The sequence below is a fragment of the Bradyrhizobium sp. S3.12.5 genome (assembly GCF_040548225.1).
GTDB lineage: Bacteria > Pseudomonadota > Alphaproteobacteria > Rhizobiales > Xanthobacteraceae > Bradyrhizobium > Bradyrhizobium cytisi.
The window spans coordinates 255,415-277,759 of sequence record NZ_JBEPRF010000011.1 but is presented as its reverse complement, the minus strand read 5'-3'; the positions used below and the strand labels follow the sequence as shown (position 1 = coordinate 277,759).

Annotated in this window: 18 protein-coding genes and 1 pseudogene; 9 read left to right on the top strand and 10 right to left on the bottom strand. The window is 65.2% G+C overall.

What is annotated here, in order from left to right; translation table 11 throughout:
• Window positions 1–105: 105 nt before the first annotated feature.
• A pseudogene (locus ABIC09_RS18730) lies at window positions 106–357 on the top strand (hypothetical protein); the annotation flags it as partial.
• A 60-nt stretch (window positions 358–417) separates the two neighbouring features.
• Here the strand turns inward: ABIC09_RS18730 and purN are convergent.
• Together purN and purM are read right to left on the bottom strand one after the other, a co-directional pair.
• Window positions 418–1,071 carry a phosphoribosylglycinamide formyltransferase gene (gene purN, locus ABIC09_RS18725; RefSeq protein WP_187435038.1) on the bottom strand — a complete coding sequence of 218 codons (654 nt, stop codon included), beginning with the start codon at window positions 1,069–1,071 and terminating at the stop codon, window positions 418–420.
• On the bottom strand, window positions 1,071–2,144 hold the full coding sequence (gene purM, locus ABIC09_RS18720) for a phosphoribosylformylglycinamidine cyclo-ligase (protein ID WP_354110154.1): 1,074 nt from the start codon (window positions 2,142–2,144) through the stop codon (window positions 1,071–1,073). Before purM ends, purN begins: the two co-directional genes overlap by 1 nt.
• 154 nt (window positions 2,145–2,298) lie before the next feature.
• Between purM and ABIC09_RS18715 the strand changes: the two genes are divergently transcribed.
• The 4 genes from ABIC09_RS18715 to ppx all read left to right on the top strand — a co-directional run bounded on the left by ABIC09_RS18715 (window position 2,299) and on the right by ppx (window position 7,512).
• Window positions 2,299–2,841: a CDP-alcohol phosphatidyltransferase family protein gene (locus tag ABIC09_RS18715; protein ID WP_148752970.1), complete on the top strand. Its 543-nt coding sequence runs from the start codon at window positions 2,299–2,301 to the stop codon at window positions 2,839–2,841.
• A gap of 131 nt (window positions 2,842–2,972) precedes the next feature.
• Window positions 2,973–3,650, top strand: a complete 678-nt coding sequence (locus tag ABIC09_RS18710; protein ID WP_148752969.1) for a P-loop NTPase family protein — start codon at window positions 2,973–2,975, stop codon at window positions 3,648–3,650.
• Between the two features lie 151 nt (window positions 3,651–3,801).
• On the top strand, window positions 3,802–5,994 hold the full coding sequence (locus ABIC09_RS18705) for an RNA degradosome polyphosphate kinase (protein WP_354110162.1): 2,193 nt from the start codon (window positions 3,802–3,804) through the stop codon (window positions 5,992–5,994).
• A 15-nt stretch (window positions 5,995–6,009) separates the two neighbouring features.
• Window positions 6,010–7,512 (top strand): exopolyphosphatase, encoded by a 1,503-nt coding sequence (gene ppx / locus ABIC09_RS18700; RefSeq protein ID WP_354110153.1) that lies wholly within the window; start codon window positions 6,010–6,012, stop codon window positions 7,510–7,512.
• 3 nt (window positions 7,513–7,515) lie between these two features.
• Here the strand turns inward: ppx and ABIC09_RS18695 are convergent, their stop codons facing one another.
• Window positions 7,516–8,364 (bottom strand): TerC family protein, encoded by an 849-nt coding sequence (locus ABIC09_RS18695; RefSeq protein WP_148752967.1) that lies wholly within the window; start codon window positions 8,362–8,364, stop codon window positions 7,516–7,518.
• A gap of 44 nt (window positions 8,365–8,408) precedes the next feature.
• The gene (ndk, locus tag ABIC09_RS18690; RefSeq protein ID WP_018456271.1) at window positions 8,409–8,831 is read right to left on the bottom strand and encodes a nucleoside-diphosphate kinase; all 423 of its coding nucleotides are present in this window, start codon (window positions 8,829–8,831) and stop codon (window positions 8,409–8,411) included.
• A 301-nt stretch (window positions 8,832–9,132) separates the two neighbouring features.
• Between ndk and ABIC09_RS18685 the strand changes: the two genes are divergently transcribed.
• From ABIC09_RS18685 to ABIC09_RS18675, 3 genes are all read left to right on the top strand, one after another.
• Window positions 9,133–9,393: a sulfur globule protein precursor gene (locus ABIC09_RS18685; protein ID WP_148752965.1), complete on the top strand. Its 261-nt coding sequence runs from the start codon at window positions 9,133–9,135 to the stop codon at window positions 9,391–9,393.
• A gap of 237 nt (window positions 9,394–9,630) precedes the next feature.
• Window positions 9,631–9,804 (top strand): hypothetical protein, encoded by a 174-nt coding sequence (locus tag ABIC09_RS18680; protein ID WP_187435037.1) that lies wholly within the window; start codon window positions 9,631–9,633, stop codon window positions 9,802–9,804.
• 61 nt (window positions 9,805–9,865) lie between these two features.
• Entirely contained in the window at window positions 9,866–11,728 is a 1,863-nt protein-coding gene (locus ABIC09_RS18675) for an ABC-F family ATP-binding cassette domain-containing protein (RefSeq protein ID WP_354082604.1), read from the top strand.
• Here ABIC09_RS18675 and ABIC09_RS18670 read toward each other — a convergent pair.
• Genes ABIC09_RS18670 through ABIC09_RS18660 form a run of 3 tightly spaced genes read right to left on the bottom strand, consistent with a single transcriptional unit; the run spans window position 11,725 to window position 18,170 of the window.
• Window positions 11,725–13,179 carry an HlyD family type I secretion periplasmic adaptor subunit gene (locus ABIC09_RS18670; protein ID WP_354082603.1) on the bottom strand — a complete coding sequence of 485 codons (1,455 nt, stop codon included), beginning with the start codon at window positions 13,177–13,179 and terminating at the stop codon, window positions 11,725–11,727. The genes ABIC09_RS18675 and ABIC09_RS18670 overlap by 4 nt on opposite strands.
• The gene (locus ABIC09_RS18665) at window positions 13,166–15,298 is read right to left on the bottom strand and encodes a type I secretion system permease/ATPase (protein WP_354110152.1); all 2,133 of its coding nucleotides are present in this window, start codon (window positions 15,296–15,298) and stop codon (window positions 13,166–13,168) included. The genes ABIC09_RS18670 and ABIC09_RS18665 overlap by 14 nt, the downstream gene beginning before the upstream one ends.
• 22 nt (window positions 15,299–15,320) lie before the next feature.
• On the bottom strand, window positions 15,321–18,170 hold the full coding sequence (locus ABIC09_RS18660) for a beta strand repeat-containing protein (RefSeq protein ID WP_354110151.1): 2,850 nt from the start codon (window positions 18,168–18,170) through the stop codon (window positions 15,321–15,323).
• A 357-nt stretch (window positions 18,171–18,527) separates the two neighbouring features.
• Here ABIC09_RS18660 and ABIC09_RS18655 point away from each other — a divergent pair, with 357 nt between their 5' ends.
• Window positions 18,528–19,316: a class I SAM-dependent methyltransferase gene (locus tag ABIC09_RS18655; protein WP_354110150.1), complete on the top strand. Its 789-nt coding sequence runs from the start codon at window positions 18,528–18,530 to the stop codon at window positions 19,314–19,316.
• Window positions 19,317–19,389: 73 nt separating this feature from the next.
• Here ABIC09_RS18655 and ABIC09_RS18650 read toward each other — a convergent pair whose 3' ends face one another.
• From ABIC09_RS18650 to ABIC09_RS18640, 3 genes are all read right to left on the bottom strand, one after another.
• Window positions 19,390–19,887, bottom strand: a complete 498-nt coding sequence (locus tag ABIC09_RS18650) for a hypothetical protein (protein WP_354036178.1) — start codon at window positions 19,885–19,887, stop codon at window positions 19,390–19,392.
• 166 nt (window positions 19,888–20,053) lie between these two features.
• The gene (locus ABIC09_RS18645) at window positions 20,054–20,506 is read right to left on the bottom strand and encodes a DNA polymerase III subunit chi (RefSeq protein WP_354036102.1); all 453 of its coding nucleotides are present in this window, start codon (window positions 20,504–20,506) and stop codon (window positions 20,054–20,056) included.
• Window positions 20,503–22,002, bottom strand: a complete 1,500-nt coding sequence (locus ABIC09_RS18640) for a leucyl aminopeptidase (protein ID WP_354110149.1) — start codon at window positions 22,000–22,002, stop codon at window positions 20,503–20,505. Before ABIC09_RS18640 ends, ABIC09_RS18645 begins: the two co-directional genes overlap by 4 nt.
• Window positions 22,003–22,345 lie beyond the last annotated feature (343 nt).

Genomic DNA, 22,345 nt, shown 5'->3' with positions numbered 1-22,345 from the left:
TGCCCGCCGGCCTCCCGTCCCGGCGGGTAGCTTGAATCACCAAAACGCTGATTTGTGAATCCCCAACGATTCAGTCAGATGGGCTAACGCTCTAATGACACCAAATGGCGAGACCTGCGAACTGCAATACTCGACCTCGACCGAGCCGATCGACCCGCTTTTCGTTGCAAAGACTTTGAAAGCGGCGTCCACGGCTCCCCGGATGGAGAATGGTATTATCATTGGCTGCAAGACGGCTGGGTGTGGATGGAGTGGGTAGAACTGTCCGTGGAAACGCCGCAGCAGCGCGACCTCGTCCGAGCAATCTTGAAACGTACTCGGTTCGCAGGAGAGGAGACTGCGGCAGGTTTCCGCATTCTCGGATATGTCTGCAACGGCGAGCCGGCAAACCATATCGAACAGCCGCGCGGTTCTGCCCTAGCTCACCACGGGCGCAACCAAAAAATTCTCCGACGCCGAACTACCCACCGTCTTGCAAACATCGCCTTCGATCCGGACCTTGCCGGTCGCAAGCAGGCTCAGCGCTGCGGGATAGATGCGGTGCTCGACTTCGAGGATGCGCTCCGACAGCGTTTCGCCAGTATCATGGTCGCCGACGGGCACTGCGCCCTGCATCACGATCGGGCCGGCGTCGGTCTCGGGGATCACGAAGTGCACCGTCGCGCCAGACAGCTTTACGCCGGCGCGCAAGGCTTGGCCGTGCGGATCGAGGCCGGGGAAGGACGGCAACAGCGAGGGATGGATGTTGAGCATCCGCCCGTACCAGGCCCTGGCGAATTCGGCGGTGAACAGGCGCATGAAGCCGCCGAGGCAAATCAGCTCGATGCCGTGCAGGTCGAGCGCTGCCTGCAGCACCGCCTCGAAGCCGGCGCGATCCTTGCCGAACGGCTTGCTCTCGATCACCTGCGTTTTCACGCCGGCCGCCTTGGCCCGTTCGAGCCCGAGCGCGTCGGCCTTGTTCGAGACGACGAGCGAGATTTCGGCAGGAAAATCCGCCGCGCTTGCTGCCTTGATCAGCGCGGACATGTTGGAGCCGCGGCCGGAAATCAGGATGGCGACGCGGCGCTTCATCACAGCGCCAGGTCGAGATGGCCGTTATAGACGACGCGGTGCTCGCCCTCGGCCGGGATCACGGTGCCGAGTTGCGCCACGGTCTCGCCGGCATGGGTGAAAACCCGCACGACCTCGTCGACCTTCTCAGGCTCGACGATCGCGATCATGCCGATGCCGCAGTTGAAGGTCCTGAGCATTTCGAGCTCGGCGATGCCGGCTTGCGCCGCCAGCCATTTGAACACGGGCAGCACGGGCAGGCGCGCCAGATCGATGCCGACACCGAGATGGCTCGGCAGCACGCGCGGAATGTTGTCGGTGAAGCCGCCGCCGGTGATGTGGGCGAGGCCCTTCACCGCAGCCGTTTCGCGGATCGCGCGCAGGCAGGATTTGACGTAGAGCCGCGTCGGCGTCAGCAGCGCGCCGCCAAGCGTCATCACCGGCGCGAACGGCGCCTGCGCGTCGAAGCCGAGGCCGGATTGTTCCACGATCTTGCGCACCAGCGAGAAGCCGTTGGAGTGCACGCCCGACGAGGCCAGGCCGATCACGGCGTCGCCCGCGGCAATGTCCTTGCGCGGCAGCAGCGTGCCCCGCTCGGCTGCGCCGACGGCAAAGCCGCCGAGATCATAGTCGCCGTCCTTGTAGAGGCCGGGCATTTCAGCGGTCTCGCCGCCGATCAGCGCGCAGCCGGACTCGCGGCAGCCTTCGGCGACGCCGGCGACAATCGAGGCGGTCGCCTCCGGGTCGAGCTTGCCGCAGGCAAAATAGTCGAGGAAGAACAGCGGCTCGGCGCCCTGCACCACGAGGTCGTTGACGCTCATGGCGACGAGGTCGATGCCGATCCCGCCATGCAGGCCGGTCTCGATCGCGACCTTGACCTTGGTGCCGACGCCGTCGGTGGCCGCGACCAGGACAGGGTCCTTGAAGCCGGCCGCCTTGAGGTCGAACAGGCCGCCGAATCCGCCGATCTCGGCGTCGGCGCCTGGCCGTGCAGTGGCGCGCACCATCGGCTTGATCAGGTCGACCAGGCGGTTGCCCGCGTCAATATCGACGCCTGAATCGGCGTAAGTGAGGCCGTTTTTGCGGTCGGTCATGCCCGATTTCCAGTGGGTTTGCGGCTGGTTACGTCGAATTCCGGGGACACGCAATGGCAAGTGTGGCGCCCCGCCCTATACTATGTAGATATCAACCGGTTCGGCCTCCAAGGGGCCGGATTTCGAGGTCAGGTCGGGTGCCGGGAAGCGCCGCGTGAGTATTCCGAACATCATTACCCTGGGCCGCATCATGCTGGTCCCGATCATCGTCTGGGCCATCGTGTCGAGCCAAATGGAGGTGGCTTTCACCGTCTTCCTGGTCGCCGGCATCAGCGACGCCGTCGACGGCTTTCTGGCCAAGCGCTTCAACATGGCGAGCGAGCTAGGCGCCCTGCTCGACCCCCTGGCCGACAAGGCGCTGCTGGTGTCGATCTACCTCGCGCTCGGCATCTGGGGCGACATTCCGCGCTGGATCGTGATCCTGGTGGTGTCGCGCGACATCATGATCGTGGCGGCAGTGATCGTGTCCTGGCTGTTCGACAAGCCGGTCGAGATGAAGCCGTCGATGGTCTCCAAGCTCAACACCGCGGCCCAGGTGGCCTATGCGGCGCTGGTGCTGGCCTCGCTCGCCTTCGGCTTCAAGTCGGGGCCCTATGATATAATCCTGATGGGCCTCGTTACGGTGTTCACGCTGTCCTCCGTGTCGCTCTATCTCGTCGAGTGGCTACGGCACATGAGCACTATTGATGGCAAGTAGCACTATTGATGCCAAGTAGCACGATCGGGGCCAAATGAGCCGGGAGGCGGCCGCGCAAAAGGCCAACTCCCGATCGAATAAGTCTATCCTCTTCAAACACAGCCGGCGCGCCGGCACGGAGCAAAGCAAGCGTGGCAGGCCGCGTTCATCCCCGACAATTGGCGTTTTCGCTTCCGCATGCGGAGAGCCTCAGCCGGGACAATTTCCTCGAGGGCCCTGCCAATGCCGCAGGCCTCGCGCTGATCGACGGCTGGCCGGAATGGCCGAACCGGGTCATGTGGCTCGCCGGCCCCGAAGGCTCAGGCAAGAGCCATCTCGGCGCGATCTGGGCCGAGGAGGCCGGCGCCCGTTCGAGCGCGGCCAATGCGCTGACCGCAGCCAGCGTCCCCGGCGCGCTCGCGACCGGCGCGCTGGTGGTCGAGGATCTCAAGGCCACGGATTTTGACGAGCGCGCCCTCTTCCATCTGATGAACCTCGCCCGCGAAGACGGCGCCTATGTGCTGTTCACCGGACGTGAGGCGCCGGCGGCGATCGAGGTGGAGCTCCGAGACCTCCGCTCCCGGCTGCGGACGATTCCGGTGATTTCGCTGGCGCCGCCAGACGACCAGCTGTTCCGCGGCCTGATCGTCAAGTTCTGCGCCGACCGCCAGCTCTCCGTGGACGAAAGCGTGGTGAGCTACCTCGCGACCCGGCTGGAGCGGTCGTCGGCCGCCGCCCGGCGCGCCGTGGAGCTGCTCGACGGCGAGGCGCTCCGGCTCGGCCGCCCCGTGACCCGGGCGCTCGCCGCTGAACTGCTGCGCGACGCCTGACCCCCAAGTCCCCGCGGTCCCCTTTGCGCCCGCTTGACGCGGCGAGGCAGCCGAACATCAATGTCATCGAAACGTCATCGCACTAACACATGCTCCGGCCGGCTTTGCGCATAAATCGCAAACTGGGGCGAACTGAATGGACCGACTTCTCATGGATTCCGTGCAAGCTATTGAAACAAAAGAGAAAGCTACGGAATCCGAGAGCCTTCCGGCGATCGCCTCAAGCCCCGAGCGATTCATCAATCGCGAACTCTCCTGGCTGCATTTCAACCGCCGTGTCCTGGAGGAATCGGTCAATCCCAGCCATCCGGTGCTGGAGCGGGTACGATTCCTGTCGATCTCCGCAAATAACCTCGACGAATTCTTCATGGTCCGCGTCGCCGGCATCAAGGCGCAGGTGCGCGAGGGTATCGCCGAACGTGCCCCCGATGGCCTGACCCCGTCCGAGCAACTCGCGCTCATCAACCGCACCGTTTCGCGGCTTGCTTCCGACCAGCAGGCGATCTGGGCCGATTTGCGCGGCACCCTCGCCGGGGTCGGCATCGCGCTGGTCGACGGCAAGGAGGTCAGCAAGACGGAGCGGACCTGGCTCGAGGATTATTTCCTCAACAACGTGTTCCCACTGCTGACGCCATTGGCGATCGATCCGGCCCACCCCTTCCCGTTCATCCCGAGCCTCGGCTTCACCATCGCGCTCCAGCTCACGCGCGCCATCGACGGCAAACAGATGAACGCGCTGATCCGCATGCCCGGCAAGATCGATCGCTTCATCCGCCTGCCGGCCGACGGCAAGGTGGTGCGCCTGATCTCGCTGGAGCAGGTGACCGGCCTTTTCATCAATCGCCTGTTCCCCGGCTACAATCTGCACGGCCAGGGCGCCTTCCGCATCATCCGCGACTCCGAGCTCGAAATCGAGGAAGAGGCCGAAGACCTCGTCCGCCTGTTCGAGACCGCGCTGAAGCGCCGCCGCCGCGGGTCGGTGATCCGGCTCGAGATCGACGCCAAGATGCCGGAGCAGCTGCGCAGCTTCGTGCAGCACGCGCTGTCGGCGGCCGACGACGAAGTGTTCCTGGTCGACGGCGTGCTCGCCATGAACGAGCTCTCGCAGCTCACCCGTCTCGACCGGCCCGACCTAGAATTCACCCCTTACGTGCCGCGCCATCCCGAGCGCGTGCGCGAGCATGGCGGCGACATCTTTGCCGCCATTCGCCAGAAGGACCTGGTCGTCCATCACCCCTACGAATCCTTCGACGTGGTGGTGCAATTCCTGCAGCAGGCCGCGCGCGACCCCGACGTCGTCGCGATCAAGCAGACGCTCTATCGCACCTCCAACAACTCGCCGATCGTGCGCACGCTGGCGGAAGCGGCCGAAGCCGGCAAGTCCGTCACCGCGCTGATCGAGCTGAAGGCGCGCTTCGACGAAGAAGCCAACATCCGCTGGGCGCGCGACCTCGAACGGGCCGGCGTGCAGGTCGTCTACGGCTTCCTCGAGTTGAAGACGCACGCGAAGCTTTCGATGGTGGTACGCCGCGAAGGCGGCAGCCTCACCACTTACGTCCATACCGGCACCGGCAACTATCACCCGGTCACCGCGCGTATTTATACGGACCTCTCTTACTTCACCTCGGAACCGACCATCGGCCGCGACGCCGCGCGCGTGTTCAACTTCATCACGGGCTACGCCGCACCAAGCGATCTGGAAAAGATGGCGGTGTCGCCGCTGACCCTGCGCAAGCGTATCATCGAGCACATCCAGGGCGAGACCGAGCACGCGCGTCACGGCAAGCCCGGCGCGGTCTGGATGAAGATGAATGCGCTGGTCGACCCCGATATCATCGACGCGCTCTACGAGGCCTCACAGGCGGGCGTGCAGGTAGAGCTCGTGGTCCGCGGTATCTGCTGCCTGCGACCCGGCATTCCCGGCCTGTCGGAGAACATTCGCGTCAAGTCGATCATCGGACGCTTTCTGGAGCACGGCCGAATCTACTGCTTCGGCATGGGCCAGGGCCTGCCGAGCGCGAAAGCGGCTGTGTATATCTCGTCAGCCGATATGATGCCGCGCAACCTCGACCGGCGCGTCGAGGTGCTGTGTCCGCTGCAAAATCCCACGGTGCATCAGCAGGTTCTCGAACAGATCATGGTCGCGAACCTGAAGGACAATGAGCAGAGCTGGCAATTGTTGCCGGACGGGTCTTCAACGCGTATGAAGACCGCGAAGGGCGAGGAGCCTTTCAACGTGCACAACTACTTCATGACAAATCCGAGTCTGTCTGGCCGTGGAAAGTCGCTCAAGGAATCCTCGCCGCGCCGTCTCACGCGCAGAAACGAACGCCATCAGTCCTGACCGGAGATTTCTGCCTTGAAACGGCCGCGCAAGCGTGGCGCTAGCGTCGCGGTCATCGACATCGGCTCCAACTCGGTTCGTCTCGTCGTCTACAAGGGACTGACACGGAGCCTGATTCCGATCTTCAACGAGAAGACGCTGTGCGGCCTCGGGCGCGAGGTGCAGAGCACGGGCCTGCTCGCGCCGGATGCCGTCGACAAGGCGCTGACCTCGCTGAAGCGTTTTCGGGCGTTGTGCCGCGTGATGCAGGTCGGCCGCGTGTTTGCGATTGCGACCGCGGCCTGCCGCGATGCTTCCAACGGCCCCGACTTTATCGCCAAAGCCGAGCGCATTTGCGCCGTGAAGATCGAGATCCTGTCGGGGCCGCGCGAAGCGAAGCTGTCGGCGCTCGGCGTGCTCTCGGGCATTCACCGCCCCGACGGCATCGTCGGCGATCTCGGCGGCGGCTCGCTCGAGCTGATCGACGTGCGCGGGAGCAGCGTGCGCAGCGGCGTGACGCTGCCGCTCGGCGGCCTCGCGCTGCAGGACCTCGCGCACAAATCGCTCAAGCGCGCCGACCGCATCGTCCGCGAGGCAATCGACGATGTGGCGCAGCTCAAGGCGGGCAGCGGCCGCAGCTTCTATGCGGTCGGCGGCACCTGGCGCGCGCTTGCGCGCATCCACATCATCCAGAGCGGGTACCCGCTCCAGGTGATGCACGGCTATTCGATTTCGGCCGCCGAAGCGCTCGACTTTTCGCGTCGTCTGCGTCGTCTTGCAGCCGCCAACATGCTCGCCGACATCGAGGTCGTCGCGGATGCGCGGCGCCCTCTCCTCACCTATGCCGCGCTGGTGCTCGAGCACATCATCCGGGTCGCAAAACCGAAGACCATCGTGTTTTCGACCTTCGGAGTGCGCGAAGGTCTGCTGCACGAGAAGCTCTCGGAGAGCGAGCGCAACAAGGACGGGCTGATCTGCGCGGCGGAAGAGCTGAACCAGCTGCTGTCACGCTCGGCCAAGCATGCGCGCGAGCTGATCGCCTGGACCGACCGCCTCGCGCGCGTTGTCAAGCTGCGCGAGACCGGGGAGGACCGCCGGCTTCGCCACGCCGCCTGCCTGCTCTCCGACATCGGCTGGCGCGTGCATCCCGACCATCGCGGCGAGCAGACGCTGAGCCTCGTCGTCAATGGCAATTTCGGCGCAATCACGCACATCGAGCGCGCCTTTGTCGGCCTGTCGGTGTTCTATCGCTATGCGGGCTTGAGCGAAGAGAACCAGCCGCCCTTGACGATGCAGGAGCTGCTGACACCGGCGCAACTCGAGCGCGCCCGCCTCCTTGGAGCGGCGTTCCGTGTCGCGCATCTGATCTCGGCGGCGCGCCCGGGCGTGCTACCCGCCACGCATTTCCGCAGCCAGGGGCGCAACCTGATGCTGGTGTTCGAGCACAGGCTCGGCGATCTCGTCGCCGACCGCGTCGGCAGCCGCTTCAAGCAGCTCGCCCGCCTGATCGGACGATCGGGGTCGATCGTACGGCGGTAGGGCTTATTCAGCTGACGCTTTTGCGTGCTCGAGCGCGGCGAGACTCAGGCTGCGCCGGCGCCAGATCGAGCCGACCAGCAGCACGACGATGACGCCGAGCGCTGCGCAGAGATATTCCGCGCCACCGCCGCCATGGGCGAATTGCGGCGGGACGTGCAGGCTGCCGAGCATCTTGTCCAGCGAGGTGCCGAACGGACCTTCGGATAGCGTGTGCAGCTTCGGCGCGATGCCGGGATCGGTTGCGATCACCTCGCCCGCGATCCAGCCGAGCAGCGCCGCGCCGGCCCAGACCAGGATCGGCAGCTTCGACAGCAGCGCCATGATCAGCGCCGCACCGGCGACGATCAGGGGCACGCTGATGGCAAGGCCGAGCACCAGCAGCGGCACGCTGCCATTGGCCGCCGCGGCGACCGCAATGACGTTGTCGAGGCTCATCACGATGTCGGCGATGACGACGATCTGCACCGCCTGCCACAGATGCGAGGCCGACTCGACGCCGTCCTCGTCCTCGTTTTCGGGCACGAGCAGCTTTGCCGCGATCACGATCAGCGCGAGGCCGCCGACCAGCTTGAGGTACGGCAGCGCCATCAGGCTCGCGACGATGCCGGTGAAGATGATCCGCAGCAGCACCGCAGCGCCCGCCCCGAGCACCATGCCCCACAGCCGATGCCGCGGCGTCAGGCCGCGGCAGGCAAGCGCAATCACCAGCGCATTGTCGCCGGACAAAAGGATGTTGATCCAGATGATCTTGCCGACCGCAATCCAGAAGGTCGGCTCGGCCATCTCATTGCGGAACTGGGTGAAGAATGCCCCGATCGTGGCGGGATCGAAGATCTGCCAGAGCCAGTTCACAATACGTCCTTTCGCCCCGTCGACTTAACTTATCGGCTGAAAGCTCAGCCGACGATCTCGTTGCCCGAGAAGAACTGCGCGATCTCGATCGCGGCGGTCTCCGGGGCGTCCGAGCCGTGGGCGGAGTTCTCGCCGATCGACTTTGCGTAGAGCTTACGGATGGTGCCGTCGGCCGCCTTGGACGGATCGGTCGCGCCCATTACGTCACGGTACTTGGCGACCGCGCCCTCGCCTTCCAGCACCTGGACCACAACCGGGCCCGAGGTCATGAACTCCACGAGCTCGCCGAAGAACGGACGGGCCTTGTGGACGGCGTAGAACGTCTCGGCCTGTTCCTTGGTCATACGGATGCGCTTCTGCGCGACGATGCGCAGGCCCGCCTTCTCGATCACGGCGTTCACGGCGCCGGTCAGGTTACGCGCAGTCGCGTCGGGCTTGATGATCGAGAAAGTGCGTTCGATGGCCATGATCTTGTCCTTGAAGAGAAAAAGGGTGGTTCGGAGTTGCGGGGCTTATATCGGCGCGTTCGCGATCCGGCAAGCGACCGCCGGAACGGCTTTGCGGTCGCTTCGCCCGGCCGGATTCCAACATGGATTACGACGATTTCACGGAGATGAACCCAATCTGAAGGCTCTATCAGGTTTTGGTTCAGTCTCGCTGGCGTAACGTCAATTCCATCGAAACCAAAGCCTCCCCCCGAGGCGAACCGTTTCGGCGGCCTTTCCATCGACGCGATTGCCCCGCGCCGGCAGTTTTGAGGAGATCACCATGTTGAGGAAACTTTCGCTCGCTGCAGTCGCCGCGGTCGCGCTGGGTGCCGCGCTGGCTCCCACCTCCGCCTCCGCTCACTGGCATGGCGGCGGCTGGGGCTGGCACGGCGGTGGCGGCTGGCATCACGGCGGCTGGGGCTGGGGCGGACCGCGCTTCTATGCTGCCCCCGTCTCCTACGGTTATGGCGGCTGCTATGTGCGCCGGCTGGTGCCGACCCCCTGGGGACCCCGCTGGCGGCTGATCAACCGCTGCTACTGAGCCCGCAAGCACCTTCTGAAGCACCTTTCTAAATACCTTCCTGAGGTACTGTTCCCCCTGCAGTACCTTCCAAGCAAGGCCCCGGCGTTCCCCCCCGCCGGGGCCTTGCATTTGGGCAGATACGACGAATTCATACAATTTTTACTAGAATGCCAGGCCAGCCTGACGCTCGCGAAACCATTTGGGCGCCAATGACTTGGTACCGTGTCGTTTACTTTGCAAATACGGAACCCTGCGATGGCTAGCCCTTCTGCCAATGACAGCGAACAGATCGACCGGCGCACCAGCCGCGCGATTTGCGATGCCGTGGGCGAACGGCTGCAGCAGAGCATTCGCCCCGACCCCCGGCTCCCGACGCATCTCGAACAGCTGATGGACGAGTTGAGGAAGCGCGAGCGCGACCAGCACTGACGAAATATTGGCTTGCGAAAAATCGGGTTGCGTTTGATCCCGGCTGCGGTGACAAGGCCGCATGCTCTCCATCACCGACCTCTCCATCCGCCTCGCCGGACGCCTTCTGATCGATAACAGCTCCGTGCAGATCACGCCCGGCTCGCGGGTCGGCATGGTCGGGCGCAACGGCACCGGCAAATCGACGCTGTTCAAGGTGATCCGCGGCGAGCTTGCGGCCGAGCACGGCTCGGTGACGCTGCCGCCCCGCTGGCGCGTGGGCAGCCTGGCGCAAGAAGCACCGAACGGCCCCGAAAGCCTGATCTCGGTCGTGCTCAAGGCCGACCTCGAGCGCGACGCGCTGCTTCACGAAGCCGAGAGCGCGACCGATCCGCACCGGATCGCCGAGATCCAGACCCGGCTCGTCGATATCGACGCGCATTCGGCGCCCGCACGTGCGGCCGCCATCCTCTCCGGCCTTGGCTTCTCCGCCGCCGACCAGTTGCGGCCCTGCGCCGAATTCTCCGGCGGCTGGCGCATGCGCGTCGCGCTGGCGGCGACGCTGTTTGCAGCACCCGACCTGTTGCTGCTCGACGAGCCCACCAACTATCTCGACCTCGAAGGCACGCTGTGGCTGGAGGATCATCTCGCGCATTATCCGCGCACCGTGATCGTGATCAGCCATGACCGCGACCTGCTGGATAGCTCGGTCGACCAGATCCTGCATCTGGAGCGCGGCAAGCTCACGCTCTACAAGGGCACCTACTCCTCCTTCGAGGAGCAGCGCGCCGCGCGCGAGCTGCTCGACGCCAAGGCGGTCAAGCGCCAGGAGGCGGAGCGCGCCCGCCTGCAGGCCTTCGTCGACCGCTTCAAGGCCAAGGCGTCCAAGGCGCGCCAGGCCCAATCGCGCGTAAAAATGCTGGAGCGGCTGAAGCCGATCGCGGCGCTGGTGACGGAGGACGTCCGCGAAATCACCTTCCCGGCACCGGAGAAAATCCTTTCGCCGCCGATCATCGCCGTCGACAACGCCTCGGTCGGCTACGATCCGGCGACACCGGTGCTGAGCCGCGTGACGCTACGCATCGACAACGACGACCGCATTGCGCTGTTAGGGGCCAACGGCAACGGCAAGTCGACACTCGTCAAGCTGCTCGCCGCGCGTCTGGCGCCCTTCTCCGGCAAGGTGACGCGGGCCGACAAGCTGTCGATCGCCTATTTCGCGCAACATCAGCTCGACGAGCTGAACGAGGACGCCTCGGCCTACGACCACGTCCGCAAGCTGATGGGCGATGCGCCCGAAGCCAAGGTGCGGGCCCGCGCCGGCGCGATCGGCTTCTCCGGCAAGGCGGCCGACACCAAGGCCGGCAAACTCTCGGGCGGCGAGAAGGCCCGGCTCCTGCTGGGCCTTGCCACCTTCTTCGGCCCCAACATGATCATCCTGGACGAGCCGACCAACCATCTCGACATCGACAGCCGCGCCGCACTTGCCGAAGCGATCAACGAGTTTCCCGGCGCGATCATCATGGTCTCGCACGACCGCTACCTGATCGAGGCCTGCGCCGACCAGCTCTGGATCGTCGCCGACCGCACCGTGACCAATTACGATGGCGACCTCGACGAGTACCGCCGCCTGGTGCTGTCCTCGCGCAACGGCGAGCCCGCCCCGCGCGAGCGCAGCATGGCGAGCGAAAAGCCGCAGCGCCCCAAATCGGACAATCGCGGCTCGCTGAAGAAACGCATCGCGGAGGCCGAGAGCGAGATTGCGCGCGTCAGCGACATCATCGCCAAGATCGACGCCGCGCTCGCCCTGCCCGACATCTTCACCCGGGATCCCAAGCAGGCCGCGCAACTGTCGAAGGCTCGCGCCAACGCCGCCGACGCGCTGGCGCGCGCGGAAGAACAGTGGCTCGAGGCGAGCGCGCAGTTTGATCAGGCGGCGAACTAACGCTCCCGCATGATGTCGTGCCGGTAGCGCTGCAGCGGCGACAGCAGATAGCTCAGAATCGTGCGCGAGCCGGTTCGGATCTCCACCGTCACGGCCATTCCCGGCGACAGGTTCACGAGCCGATCTTCCACTTGCATTTGCGCGCGATCGAGCGAGATACGCGCGCTGTAGCTGAGCTCCTGCCCGTCGGGCTCGCTGCTATCGTGCCGCGTCCCGGCCGCGCGGTCGCCGCTACGCTCCGGCGGTCGGTCGCGAATGATGGCGTCCTGCGAGACGCTCAGCACCCGGCCTTCCAAAAGGCCGTAACGGGTGAAGTTGAAGGTGTCGACCTTGATGGCAGCGCCCTGCCCGGCCTCGACAAAGCCGATGTCGCGGTTGGAGATCATCGCCTCGATCTCGAGCCGCGTGTCTGACGGCACGATCACGAGCAGCGACTGCGCCGGCGTGACCACGCCGCCGATGGTGTGGACCGCGAGCTGCTGCACGACGCCGTCGACCGGTGACGTCAATTGCTGGAGCTGCGTCCTCTGCTGCGCCTTGATCAGGTCCCGCGCAATCCCGTTGGCCTTCTGCCCGCTCTTGGCAAGCTCATCGGACAGGCTTTTGCGATACTCGGCCACGGCCTGGATTCGGGTCTCGCGGATCGCGGCGACGGCCTGCTCGGCCTCCTTCAGGCGGCTGCGTTGGACACCGAGCTCCTCCTGCTGCTCGATCTGGAGCTGAAGCGTCTCGTAATATGTCAGCTTCGAACCGATCTCCTTCTCCATCAGCGTCTTGCGGATATCGACGCGCTGCTCGGTCACGGGGAGCAATGCACCCAGCTTGTGGATCGTCGCCGCGATGGTCTGATGCTCGGCGTCCTTCTGCGCCTCCTGGCGTTCAAGGGCCGCGAGCTTGGCGCGGTGCTCGCTCACCTGGTTGGCGAGAAGCTGCTGCTGCGTCGCGACCAGCGATGGATCGGCATTCGCGGGAGGAACGAGATCGGCGGAGCCATCCTCGCCCGCGGCCAGCGCCGCGCGGAGGCGCGCGCTATTGAGACGTTCGGCCACGAGATCGTCGTGCAGGTGATCGCGCTCCGCGGCGTTCACGGTTGGATCGAGCTCGATCAGCACGTCGCCGGATTTGACCGCCTGCCCGTCCTGCACTTGGATGGCGCGCACCACGCCGGTCTCGAACGGTTGCACCACCTTGCTGCGCCCGCTCGACACCACCTTGCCGGTCGCGGACGCCACGATGTCGATCGTACCCCACGCGGACCACGCGAGCGCCGCACAGACAAGGGCCATCAGCGCCATCGCGATGGCGCGGCCGATCGGCGATGGCGGGGTTTCGGTGATCTCCAGCGCTGCCGGGAGAAAGGCGATTTCCTCGGCACGCCGGCTCTTCGCCTTCCGGAAGGGAACGACGGTCTGCTCCGGCTTCCGGGCCGGCGCGGTGCTAGCCGACCTCATAGATCCCTCCCTGAAGCCGGTGCAAGGTGGCATAGCGGCCGCCGTTCCTGATCAAGGCGTCATGCGTGCCGTCCTCGACCAGACGGCCGCGCTCCAGCGTGAAGATGCGGTCGGCGCCGCGGACGGTGGAGAGACGATGCGCGATGATCAGGACAGTGCGGCCCTTCGCGATGTTGTTCATGTTGTCATGGATGATCCGCTCGCTTTCATAGTCGAGCGCGCTGGTGGCTTCGTCGAAGATCAGGATGCGCGGATTGGTCACGAGTGCGCGGGCGATCGCGATGCGCTGGCGCTGCCCGCCCGAGAGCGTCGAGCCGCGCTCGCCGACGACGGTGTCGTAGCCCTCCGGGAGCTCCAGAATGAAATCATGGGCGCCCGCAAGCTTCGCCGCTTCCATGATTCGGTCCATCGGCAGGGTCGGATCGGCGAGCGCGATGTTGTCGCGCACCGAGCGGTTGAACAGCATGTTCTCCTGGAGAACCACCCCGATCTGCCGCCGCAGCCAGGCCGGGTCGGTCATGACAAGATCCATGCCGTCGATCAGCACGCGGCCGCCCTGCGGTACATAGAGCCGTTGCACCAGCTTTGCGAAGGTGCTCTTGCCCGAGCCCGACGATCCGACAATGCCGACGGTCTGGCCGGCCGGAATATCGAACGAGACGTCGTGCAGGATTTCCGGCCCGTCGAGCCGGTAGCGGAACGCGACGTGCTCGAAGCGGATATTGCCCTGCAGTGCCGGCAGCCCGGCGCGGGCCGCCGAGCAAGCCGGCTCCGCGGCGCTGTTGAGGATGTCGCCGAGCCGGGCGATCGAGAGCCGTGCCTGATGAAAATCCTGCCAGACCTGCGCCAGCCTCAGCACCGGCGCCGAGACGCGCCCTGCAAAGATGTTGAACGCCACGAGCTCGCCGACGGTCAGGCCGTCCCCGATCACAAGCCGCGCGCCGACATAGAGGATCGCAGCGGTGACGACCTTGCTGACGAACTGCACCAGTTGGCTCGCGGTGTTGCCGAGGCTGGTGACGCCAAAACTCGCCGAGACGTAGCCGGCGAGCTGCTCCTCCCAGCGGCGCTGCATCTGCGGCTCGACCGCCATCGCCTTCAGCGTCTCGATGCCGCTGACACTCTCGACCAGAAAAGCCTGGTTCTCGGCGCCGCGGCGGAATTTCTCCTCCAGCCTGCGGCGAAACAGTGGCGTCGCGACCGCCGAGATCGCGATGTAGAACGGGAACGATCCGAGCACGATGCAGGTCATCATCGGCGAATAGGCGAACATCACCGCCAAAAACACCGAGGTGAAGACCAGGTCGATGACAAGCGTCAGCGACGAGCTGGTGATGAAATTGCGGATGTTCTCGAGCTCGCGGACCCGCGCCACGGAATCGCCGACTCGCCTGGCCTGAAACCAGGCCATCGGCAGCGCCAGCAGATGATGGAACAGGCGGGCCCCCAGCTCGACGTCGATGCGGTTGGTCGTATGCGAGAACAGATAATTGCGCAAAATTCCGAGCACGGTGTCGAACAGCGAGACGACGACGAGGCCGATCACGAGCACGTCGAGCGTGGACAGCGAGCGGTGCACCAGCACCTTGTCGATCACGACCTGAAAGAACAGCGGCGAGACCAGCGCAAACAGCTGGAGAAAGAACGAGGCGGCCAGCACCTCGCCGAACAGCCGCCGGTATTTTCCGATCGCGCCGATGAACCAGGTGATGTCGAAGGCACGCCCGGGGTCGGACAGTCCGGCGCGCCGGGCCATCAGGATCAATCCACCGTCCCAGATCGCGCACAGCTCGTCGCGCTCCATGAACACCGGCCGCCGCGCCACCGGCGACTGCACCAGCACCTTGTCGGCGGAGGCTTTTGCGATGACCATGAAACTGCCGTCACGCAGCATCGCGATTGCCGGCAACGGACTGTCCGACAGACGGCTCCATTGCGTTCGATAGGTTCGTGCTTTCAGTCCGAGCGACCTGGCGCAGCGGATGATGTCCGCTGCGCCGAAGCTTGCCGTGCCTAGCCGGTGCCTGAGCTGATCGCGGTCGGCCGCCACGCCTTGCAGATGAAGCAAGGTCAAGAGCGCGTCGAGCCCCGTATCGGTCGAGACCGCGTGCGTCGTCATGGGCGTTCTCCAGGCCGGAGCGTCAGGCGTGCTGCGGAGGAGCGAGCGTCTGGGTCTGCGCCGCGTGCGGATCGGCCAGCGGCATCTCGCCATGGCCGTCGCCAGCCGGAACGAAGCTCGCCGCCATGGCCTGGTTGAGCAGCATCGTTGTCGCCATCGCCGCCCCGTCCTGGATCAGGACGTTGTTGCCGGTGCCGCCATCGAGTATGTCTTGGCCGGCGCCGCCGATCAGCACGTCGTCACCCGCGCCGCCCGTCAGCGTGTCGTTGCCGGAGCCGCCGATCAGGACGTCGTCGCCATTGCCGCCATTGGCGACGAGCTGGATGCCGCCGTGCAGGCCCGAAGCCGTGATGACGTCATCGCCATCGAGGCCGTTGATGACGATCCTGTCGCCTGCGCCGGCATCGGAGATGTTGATGTCCTGGCCAAGCCCGGACACCGTGACGATGCCATCGTGCTCGGTCACCGTGATGACGTCGCTGCCGCCGGTTCCGTTGATGGTCACGGTATCAGCGGCGCCGTCATTGGCGCCGAGGTCGAGATTGACCTGGTTCACCCCGGTGCCGGAGAGATCATTGACCGTGATGTTGTCGGCGCCGCCGAGAGCGTTGAAGTTGATGTGCTCGACGCCATTGAGGTCCATCGCGATGGCGGCGACGTCGCGGGTGAACAGCACCCGGCCGCCGTTGGCCGAGATGTTGATGTTCTCGTTGATGTTGGCACCGTTGAACAGCAGCGTATCGGTGCCCTTGCCGCCTTCGACGGTGTCGCTGCCGTCGCCGGGGTTCCAGACGAAGGTGTCGTCACCGCCACCGAGACTGGCGACGTCGTTGCCGCGGCCGCCGATCACGGTGTCATTGCCGGCGCTGCCGGTGATGGTGTCGTTGCCGTCACCGCCGTTGATGTTGAGACTGACGAGCTGGCCGGCCTTGATCGCGGATGCATCGATGACGTCGTTGCCGACGCCGCCGTTGAGGGCGAGCGCGTCGCCGGCGTCTGCGTGCGCGATCGTGACCTGCGCGGCCAAGCCGTTGACCACGACCGATCCGCTGGACGTGACGACCTTGATGTTATCGTCACCCGCGGTGCCGTTTACCGTCACGCGGTCCGCCGCGCCGTCACCGCTCTGGCTGCCGGGACCGGCGCTGAGGTCGATCGCGACCTGCGTGACGCCGGTGCCGGTGAGGTCGCCGACATTGATGTTGTCGGCGCCACCGGCCGCGGCGATCTGCACGCGCTCGACGCCGTTGAGGTCCATGGTAATGGCGCCGACGTCGCGGGTGAGAAGCGCACGGCCTCCATTCGCCGAAATCGACATATTCTCGGCCACATTGGAGCCGTTGAACACCAGCGTGTCCGTTCCCGTGCCGCCTTCGACGGTGTCGCTGCCGTCGCCGGGATTCCAGACGAAGGTGTCGTCGCCCGCACCGAGAAGGGCCACGTCGCTGCTGCGGCCGCCGGTGACCTTGTCGTTGCCGTCACCGCCGATCAGTGTGTCGGCGCCCTGGCTGCCGGTGATGGTGTCGTTGCCCGCGCCGCCGTCAATGGTCAGCCCGATCACCGCAGCGAGCGCGGAAGCATCGATGACGTCGTTGCCGCCGAGTGACTGGATGACCAGCCGATCGTTGGCAGCTTCTGCATTCGCGATTGTCACGACTTGCGGCAGGCCGGTCACCGTGACCGTGGTGCCCTCGGCTGTGACCTGGATGTTCTGATTGCCGTTGGTCCCGTTGACGGTCACCGTATCGGCCGCGCCATCGCCCTGCGTGCCGCCAGGAACGGCTCCGAGATCGACGAGGATCTGCTTGACGCCGGTGCCGGTGAGATCGCCGACATTGATATTGTCGGCGCCGCCTCGCGCATCGAACTCGATCTGCTCGATGCTGTTGAGGTCCATCGTGATGTTGGCGACATCGCGGGTGAAGCGCACCCGGCTGCCATTGGCCGAGATGTTGATGGTCTCGTTGATATTGGCGCCGTTGAACAAGAGCTTGTCGTTGCCCGATCCGCCTTCCACGGTGTCGCTGCCGTCGCCGGGATTCCAGATGAAAGTGTCGTCACCCGATCCAAGCTGGGCGACGTCGTTGCCGCGACCGCCATTGACGATGTCGTTGCCGGAGCCGCCGATCAGGAGATCGTTGCCGTCACCGCCGGTGATCGTGTCGTTGCCGGCGCCGCCGTCGAGCGTCAGCGAAATCAGGCTGCCGAGTCCGTTACCTGCGGTGATGACATCGTCGCCGCCGCCGGCGTGCAGCACGAGATTCTCCGTCGTGCCTATGTCGAGCGAAAATGGTGCCGGGCCCGTCCCGTCAAACCGCACGCGCGTGCCATTCGCCGTGATCGTAAATGTTTCGGAAGTATTGCTTCCGTTGATCTGCACCGTGTCGTTGCCGTCGCCGCCCTCAACGACGTTGGTGCCGCCGCCGGGATTCCAGATCATGAGGTCGTTGCCGGCCTCGCCGAAGAGCTGGTTGTCGCCGCTGCCGCCGTCCAGCGTGTCGTTGCCTGCGCCACCGAACAGCAGATCGTTGCCGCCGCCGCCCTTGATCACATCGTCGCCAGCCTGCCCGAACAGCAAATCGGCTCCCGAGCCGCCGGTGATTTTGTCATTGCCGTCACCGCCGAAGATGTTGACCGCGGGCATCGGACCGTGGCCTTCGTCGACGGTGATCGTGTCGTCGCCGCCTTGCCCGAAGATGTCGATCTCGTTGGTGTTGGCAATTGTGGGATCGCCACCGATCGTCTTCACGTGCCCGTTATTGATGAGAATGCGGCCGGACTGGTCGCGGCCGATCACGAGGCCGTTATTGGCGCTGTCGCCGAAAATCGTGAGCTGCCCCGTAACCGGGGAAAAAACAGAGGTAATAGACATTCTAATATCCTTCGATCGATCTAGCCCCTCCCCTCGATGCCTAGCAGCCGCCAACACAACAATCTTGAAGCGTTGCTTGAGACACGCGTGATTAATCTGGAGATTTCCTCCAGATTTGCGGCAGGCCGGTTTCGGAGATCAGCGGATGTGACAGCTCGCACATTGCGCGGCGCGGCGGCGGCGCAGCTTTGGGCGAGCATGCCGGGGCCGAACGAAATTGCCCGTGTGGTCTCGACGCCTTTGGTATTAAGCTCGGCGGTGGAATTGGCGTCAGCACATGATGTACGGTCCCGAGAGCGACCCGGTATTTTCGGCCCAACGGATATCCAAACAAGGAATATTTGAAGGAGATCTCACTTGTCATTACCAGAACCGATCAAGTTCACCGACGGCGCGGCTTACGAGCGCTTCATGTCGCCCTGGAGCCGATCGGCCGGGACGCTGTTCCTCGACTGGCTGGCGCCACACTCGGGACTGGCCTGGGTGGATGTCGGTGCCGGCAATGGCGCATTCACCGAGCTGCTGCTTGCGAAGTCCGCGCCCTCATCCGTTTGCGCGATCGATCCGTCGGACGCGCAGATTGCGACTGCACGCCAGAAGATATCGGCAAAGCAGGTCGAGCTTTCGATTGGCGATGCGATGGCGCTTCCCTACGACGCCGACCGCTTCGACGTCGCGGTGATGGCGCTGGTGCTGTTCTTCGTCCCCGACCCGCGCAAGGGCGCCTCGGAGATGGTCCGCGTCACCAGGCCCGGCGGCATGGTCGCGTCCTACACCTGGGACATCATGCGGGGCGGGACGCCCACCGAGCCCCTGTGGGAAGAGTTGGACGCCATGGGCAAACCGGCGGCGCGCCCGCCGAGTGCGGATATCTCGCGCTTCGAAGCGCTGAAGGCGCTTTGGGCGGAGCTCGGTCTTCGCGACATCGAAACCCGCGAGCTGGTCGTCGAGCGGACATTCGCTGACTTCGACGACTACTGGCTCTCCATGGTTGTGAGCAGCCCGGCCGGCGTGCTGGGAAAGCTTTCGGACACCGAGAGCGCGGAGCTGAAGCGCCGATTACAAGCGCGACTGCCGGCGAGTGCGACCGGCGAAATCACCGTTCATGCGAGCGCGACTGCGATCAAGGGACGAAAGGCCGCTTGATGGTCGGGCGAGCATCCGCGGCTGATCGCGTTGACAGCCGCAACCGGCTTCAGGGCGGAAGGCCGACGACGTGTTACGTCGCCGCCTTCTTCTTCGCCTTCGGCTTCACTGGTTTCGGAGTGACTGGCGGCTCGGGCGAGCCCTCGATCGCGGACAGGCGTCCGGCCGTAAATGTGTAGATGCCCGCGCGGGGGCCCGTGGTCCAGGTGACCACCGCGACGCGACGGCCGGCGGCATCGCTGGAGAGATTGACGGTCGATGGCGCGCCGATGCCGCGCACCACGTCGCATTCGGTGTGACCGAGCGCGACCGTGCCGCCCATCGGCGCGGGCGCCGTGGTCGAGGCATTGGCGTCGGCAGGTCCAGGCGGCGTCATGCCGGGGCAAGCGCCGTCGGCGCTGACGAGATCCTCGGCGCCAACCGGCTTGTCGGGGGTCAGCGGCGGCGATTCGATCGAGATGTTCTTGATGAACAGGCGGCTCGGCTTGTTGAACCATTCGGCGTCTTTTGCAGACGCCAGCAGATCGGTCCCGCCCGAGCAGCCCGCGATCAGCGGCGCGACAGCGGCCAACACAAGTATGAGCGACTTTGGAAGCTTTTGATGTCGCACGATGAACTAAATTCCCCACGTCAAGGAGCAGCCCTAAGCGATTGTCCCAACATCACTTTGCGGCACGAAGGTGGCCGAAACCAGTTTGCCCGAGAAAGTCCAAATTATCATTAATTGCGAACGGCCGCTAATTCCGCCGCTGCCATCGGCCCCGTTCGTCCGCCTGCCAATAGGTGACCTCAAATCCGCGCGTCTTGCAATCCGTCCAGGTGCTGCGGGCCACCGCGAGCGCATCCGGATCGTCGCCGTTGAACAGCAGCACCATGCGCTCATAGGCCTCCGCGTCCTGCGGCAAGGCGGCGCTGTCGACCAGAAAGCGGACATTGGCGCCGTTGGGATTACCCTCCTCGATCGCCAGCACGATCAGTTGCTCGGCCACATCGTTCACGCGCCATGTCGCATGCGGCAGGAAAGAATCGTCGCGATAGGTCCATAAATGCGCGTCGAGCGCGTCGGCGCGCTCCGGCGAGGTCGATTGCACCACGACGCGCCAGCCGCGCTCGAGCGATTTCTCGAGAAGCGGCGGCAAGACGTTCTCAACCGTCATGTTTTGCAGATGGTAGAACAGCACTTCCGTCATTTGCGCTCGTAATGATCTGCCACCAGGCGATCGAGCAGCCTGACGCCGTAGCCCGAACCCCAGCTCTGGTTGATGTCGGTCTTGGGCGTGCCCATCGCGGTGCCCGCGATGTCGAGATGCGCCCACGGCGTGCCGTCGACGAAGCGCTGCAGGAACTGCGCCGCGGTGATCGAGCCGCCGTGACGGCCGCCGGTGTTCTTCATGTCGGCAAACTGGGAATCGATCAGCTTGTCGTATTCGGGGCCGAGCGGCAGGCGCCAGACCTTCTCGCCGCTCTCGATGCCGGCCGCGAGCAGGCGCTCGGCGAGCTCGTCATTGTTGGAGAACATGCCGGCATGATCGGTGCCGAGCGCGACCACGATCGCGCCGGTCAGCGTCGCCAGATCCACCATGAATTTCGGCTTGGTCTTCTTGGCCACGTACCAGAGCACGTCGGCCAGCACGAGGCGGCCTTCCGCGTCGGTGTTGATGATCTCGATGGTCTGGCCCGACATCGAGGTGACGATGTCGCCCGGCCGCTGCGCGTTGCCGTCGGGCATGTTCTCGACGAGGCCGATGGCGCCGACCGCATTGACCTTGGCTTTGCGCGCCGCGAGCGCGTGCATCAGGCCGACGACGCAGGCCGCCCCGCCCATGTCGCCCTTCATGTCCTCCATGCTGCCGGCCGGCTTGATCGAGATGCCGCCGGTGTCGAAGCAGACGCCCTTGCCGACGAAGGCAACCGGCGCCTCGCCCTTCCTTGCCCCGTCCCAGCGCATGATCACGGTGCGGCTCGGCCGCGCCGAGCCCTGGCCGACGCCGAGCAGCGCGCCCATGCCGAGCTTCGCCATCGCCTTGACGTCGAGCACCTCGATCTTGACGCCCAGCTTGCGCAGCTCGCTGGCGCGGCGCGCGAACTCCTCGGGGTAGAGCACGTTCGGCGGCTCGTTGACGAGATCGCGCGCGATGATGACGCCGTCGACGACCGCGCCGGCCGAGGCAAAGGCCTTCTTCGCCGCGGCCGCATCGCCGACCGCCAGCGAGACGTCGGCGCGCAAGGTCCCCTCCTCGCCGTCCTTCTTTTTGGTCTTGTAGCGATCGAACTTGTAGGCGCGCAGCCGCAGGCCCGAGGCGATCGCGACCGCCTGCTCGCTGCTCATGGCGCCGGTCGCCAGTTCCGCCACGATGGTCATGGCAGCGGGACCCGCCTTGAGCTTGCTGGCGGCGATGCCGCCGAATTTGAGGAAGTCGTTGCCCTTCAGGCCCGATGCCTTGCCGGCCCCGATCACGATCAGGCGCTCGGCCTTCAGACCCTCAGGCGCGAGGATGTCCAGGGCGGCGCCGGTTTTACCCTTGAATGAGGCGACGGCCGCCGCCCGCTTCACGAGCTCGGCTGCCCCGCCGAGCGCCTTGGCCGTCGCCGGGCCGACCTTCAGAGCGTCGTCACAGAACACGATCAGGATGCCACGGGCGGCGGTAGCCAGCGGGACGAAGCCGACCTTGATGGCATCGGGCATGGGTAACTCCTCGAAAACATGGGATATTTTGCCAATCAAGGGGACCGGCCGAGAGCCGGATCTGAACGGCGATTCACTCGTCTGTCCCCACTATGGGCCAGAGCCACGGTGGATGCCAAGCGCCGGCCGTGGCAGGGACGCCACAACGAGCGAAATATTAACCATATGTTGAGGGTGCCATGGGTCAGCCATTTTGTTGACGGATCAAAGGGATGGTAGTGAGAAAGTGAGCCTCCGGAAGAGCAGCCTGGCCGACCTTGGGGATCCCCTGTCAGGGGATTGGTTGGACAGAAGGGCTTCCGGTGCGCGCGTTGGGGCTTTGGTGGGATTCGTGCGGTAGCGC

What these genes read in the sequence shown, in the direction of transcription:
- ABIC09_RS18670 (WP_354082603.1), bottom strand. Translation starts at nt 13,179, where the DNA reads ATGAGGTCGGCTAGCACCGCGCCGGCCCGGAAGCCGGAGCAGACCGTC.
- ABIC09_RS18660 (WP_354110151.1), bottom strand. Translation starts at nt 18,170, where the DNA reads ATGTCTATTACCTCTGTTTTTTCCCCGGTTACGGGGCAGCTCACGATT.
- purN (WP_187435038.1), bottom strand. Translation starts at nt 1,071, where the DNA reads ATGAAGCGCCGCGTCGCCATCCTGATTTCCGGCCGCGGCTCCAACATG.
- ABIC09_RS18640 (WP_354110149.1), bottom strand. Translation starts at nt 22,002, where the DNA reads ATGCCCGATGCCATCAAGGTCGGCTTCGTCCCGCTGGCTACCGCCGCC.
- ABIC09_RS18675 (WP_354082604.1), top strand. Translation starts at nt 9,866, where the DNA reads ATGCTCTCCATCACCGACCTCTCCATCCGCCTCGCCGGACGCCTTCTG.
- ABIC09_RS18665 (WP_354110152.1), bottom strand. Translation starts at nt 15,298, where the DNA reads ATGACGACGCACGCGGTCTCGACCGATACGGGGCTCGACGCGCTCTTG.
- ndk (WP_018456271.1), bottom strand. Translation starts at nt 8,831, where the DNA reads ATGGCCATCGAACGCACTTTCTCGATCATCAAGCCCGACGCGACTGCG.
- ABIC09_RS18685 (WP_148752965.1), top strand. Translation starts at nt 9,133, where the DNA reads ATGTTGAGGAAACTTTCGCTCGCTGCAGTCGCCGCGGTCGCGCTGGGT.
- purM (WP_354110154.1), bottom strand. Translation starts at nt 2,144, where the DNA reads ATGACCGACCGCAAAAACGGCCTCACTTACGCCGATTCAGGCGTCGAT.
- ABIC09_RS18645 (WP_354036102.1), bottom strand. Translation starts at nt 20,506, where the DNA reads ATGACGGAAGTGCTGTTCTACCATCTGCAAAACATGACGGTTGAGAAC.
- ABIC09_RS18680 (WP_187435037.1), top strand. Translation starts at nt 9,631, where the DNA reads ATGGCTAGCCCTTCTGCCAATGACAGCGAACAGATCGACCGGCGCACC.
- ABIC09_RS18705 (WP_354110162.1), top strand. Translation starts at nt 3,802, where the DNA reads ATGGATTCCGTGCAAGCTATTGAAACAAAAGAGAAAGCTACGGAATCC.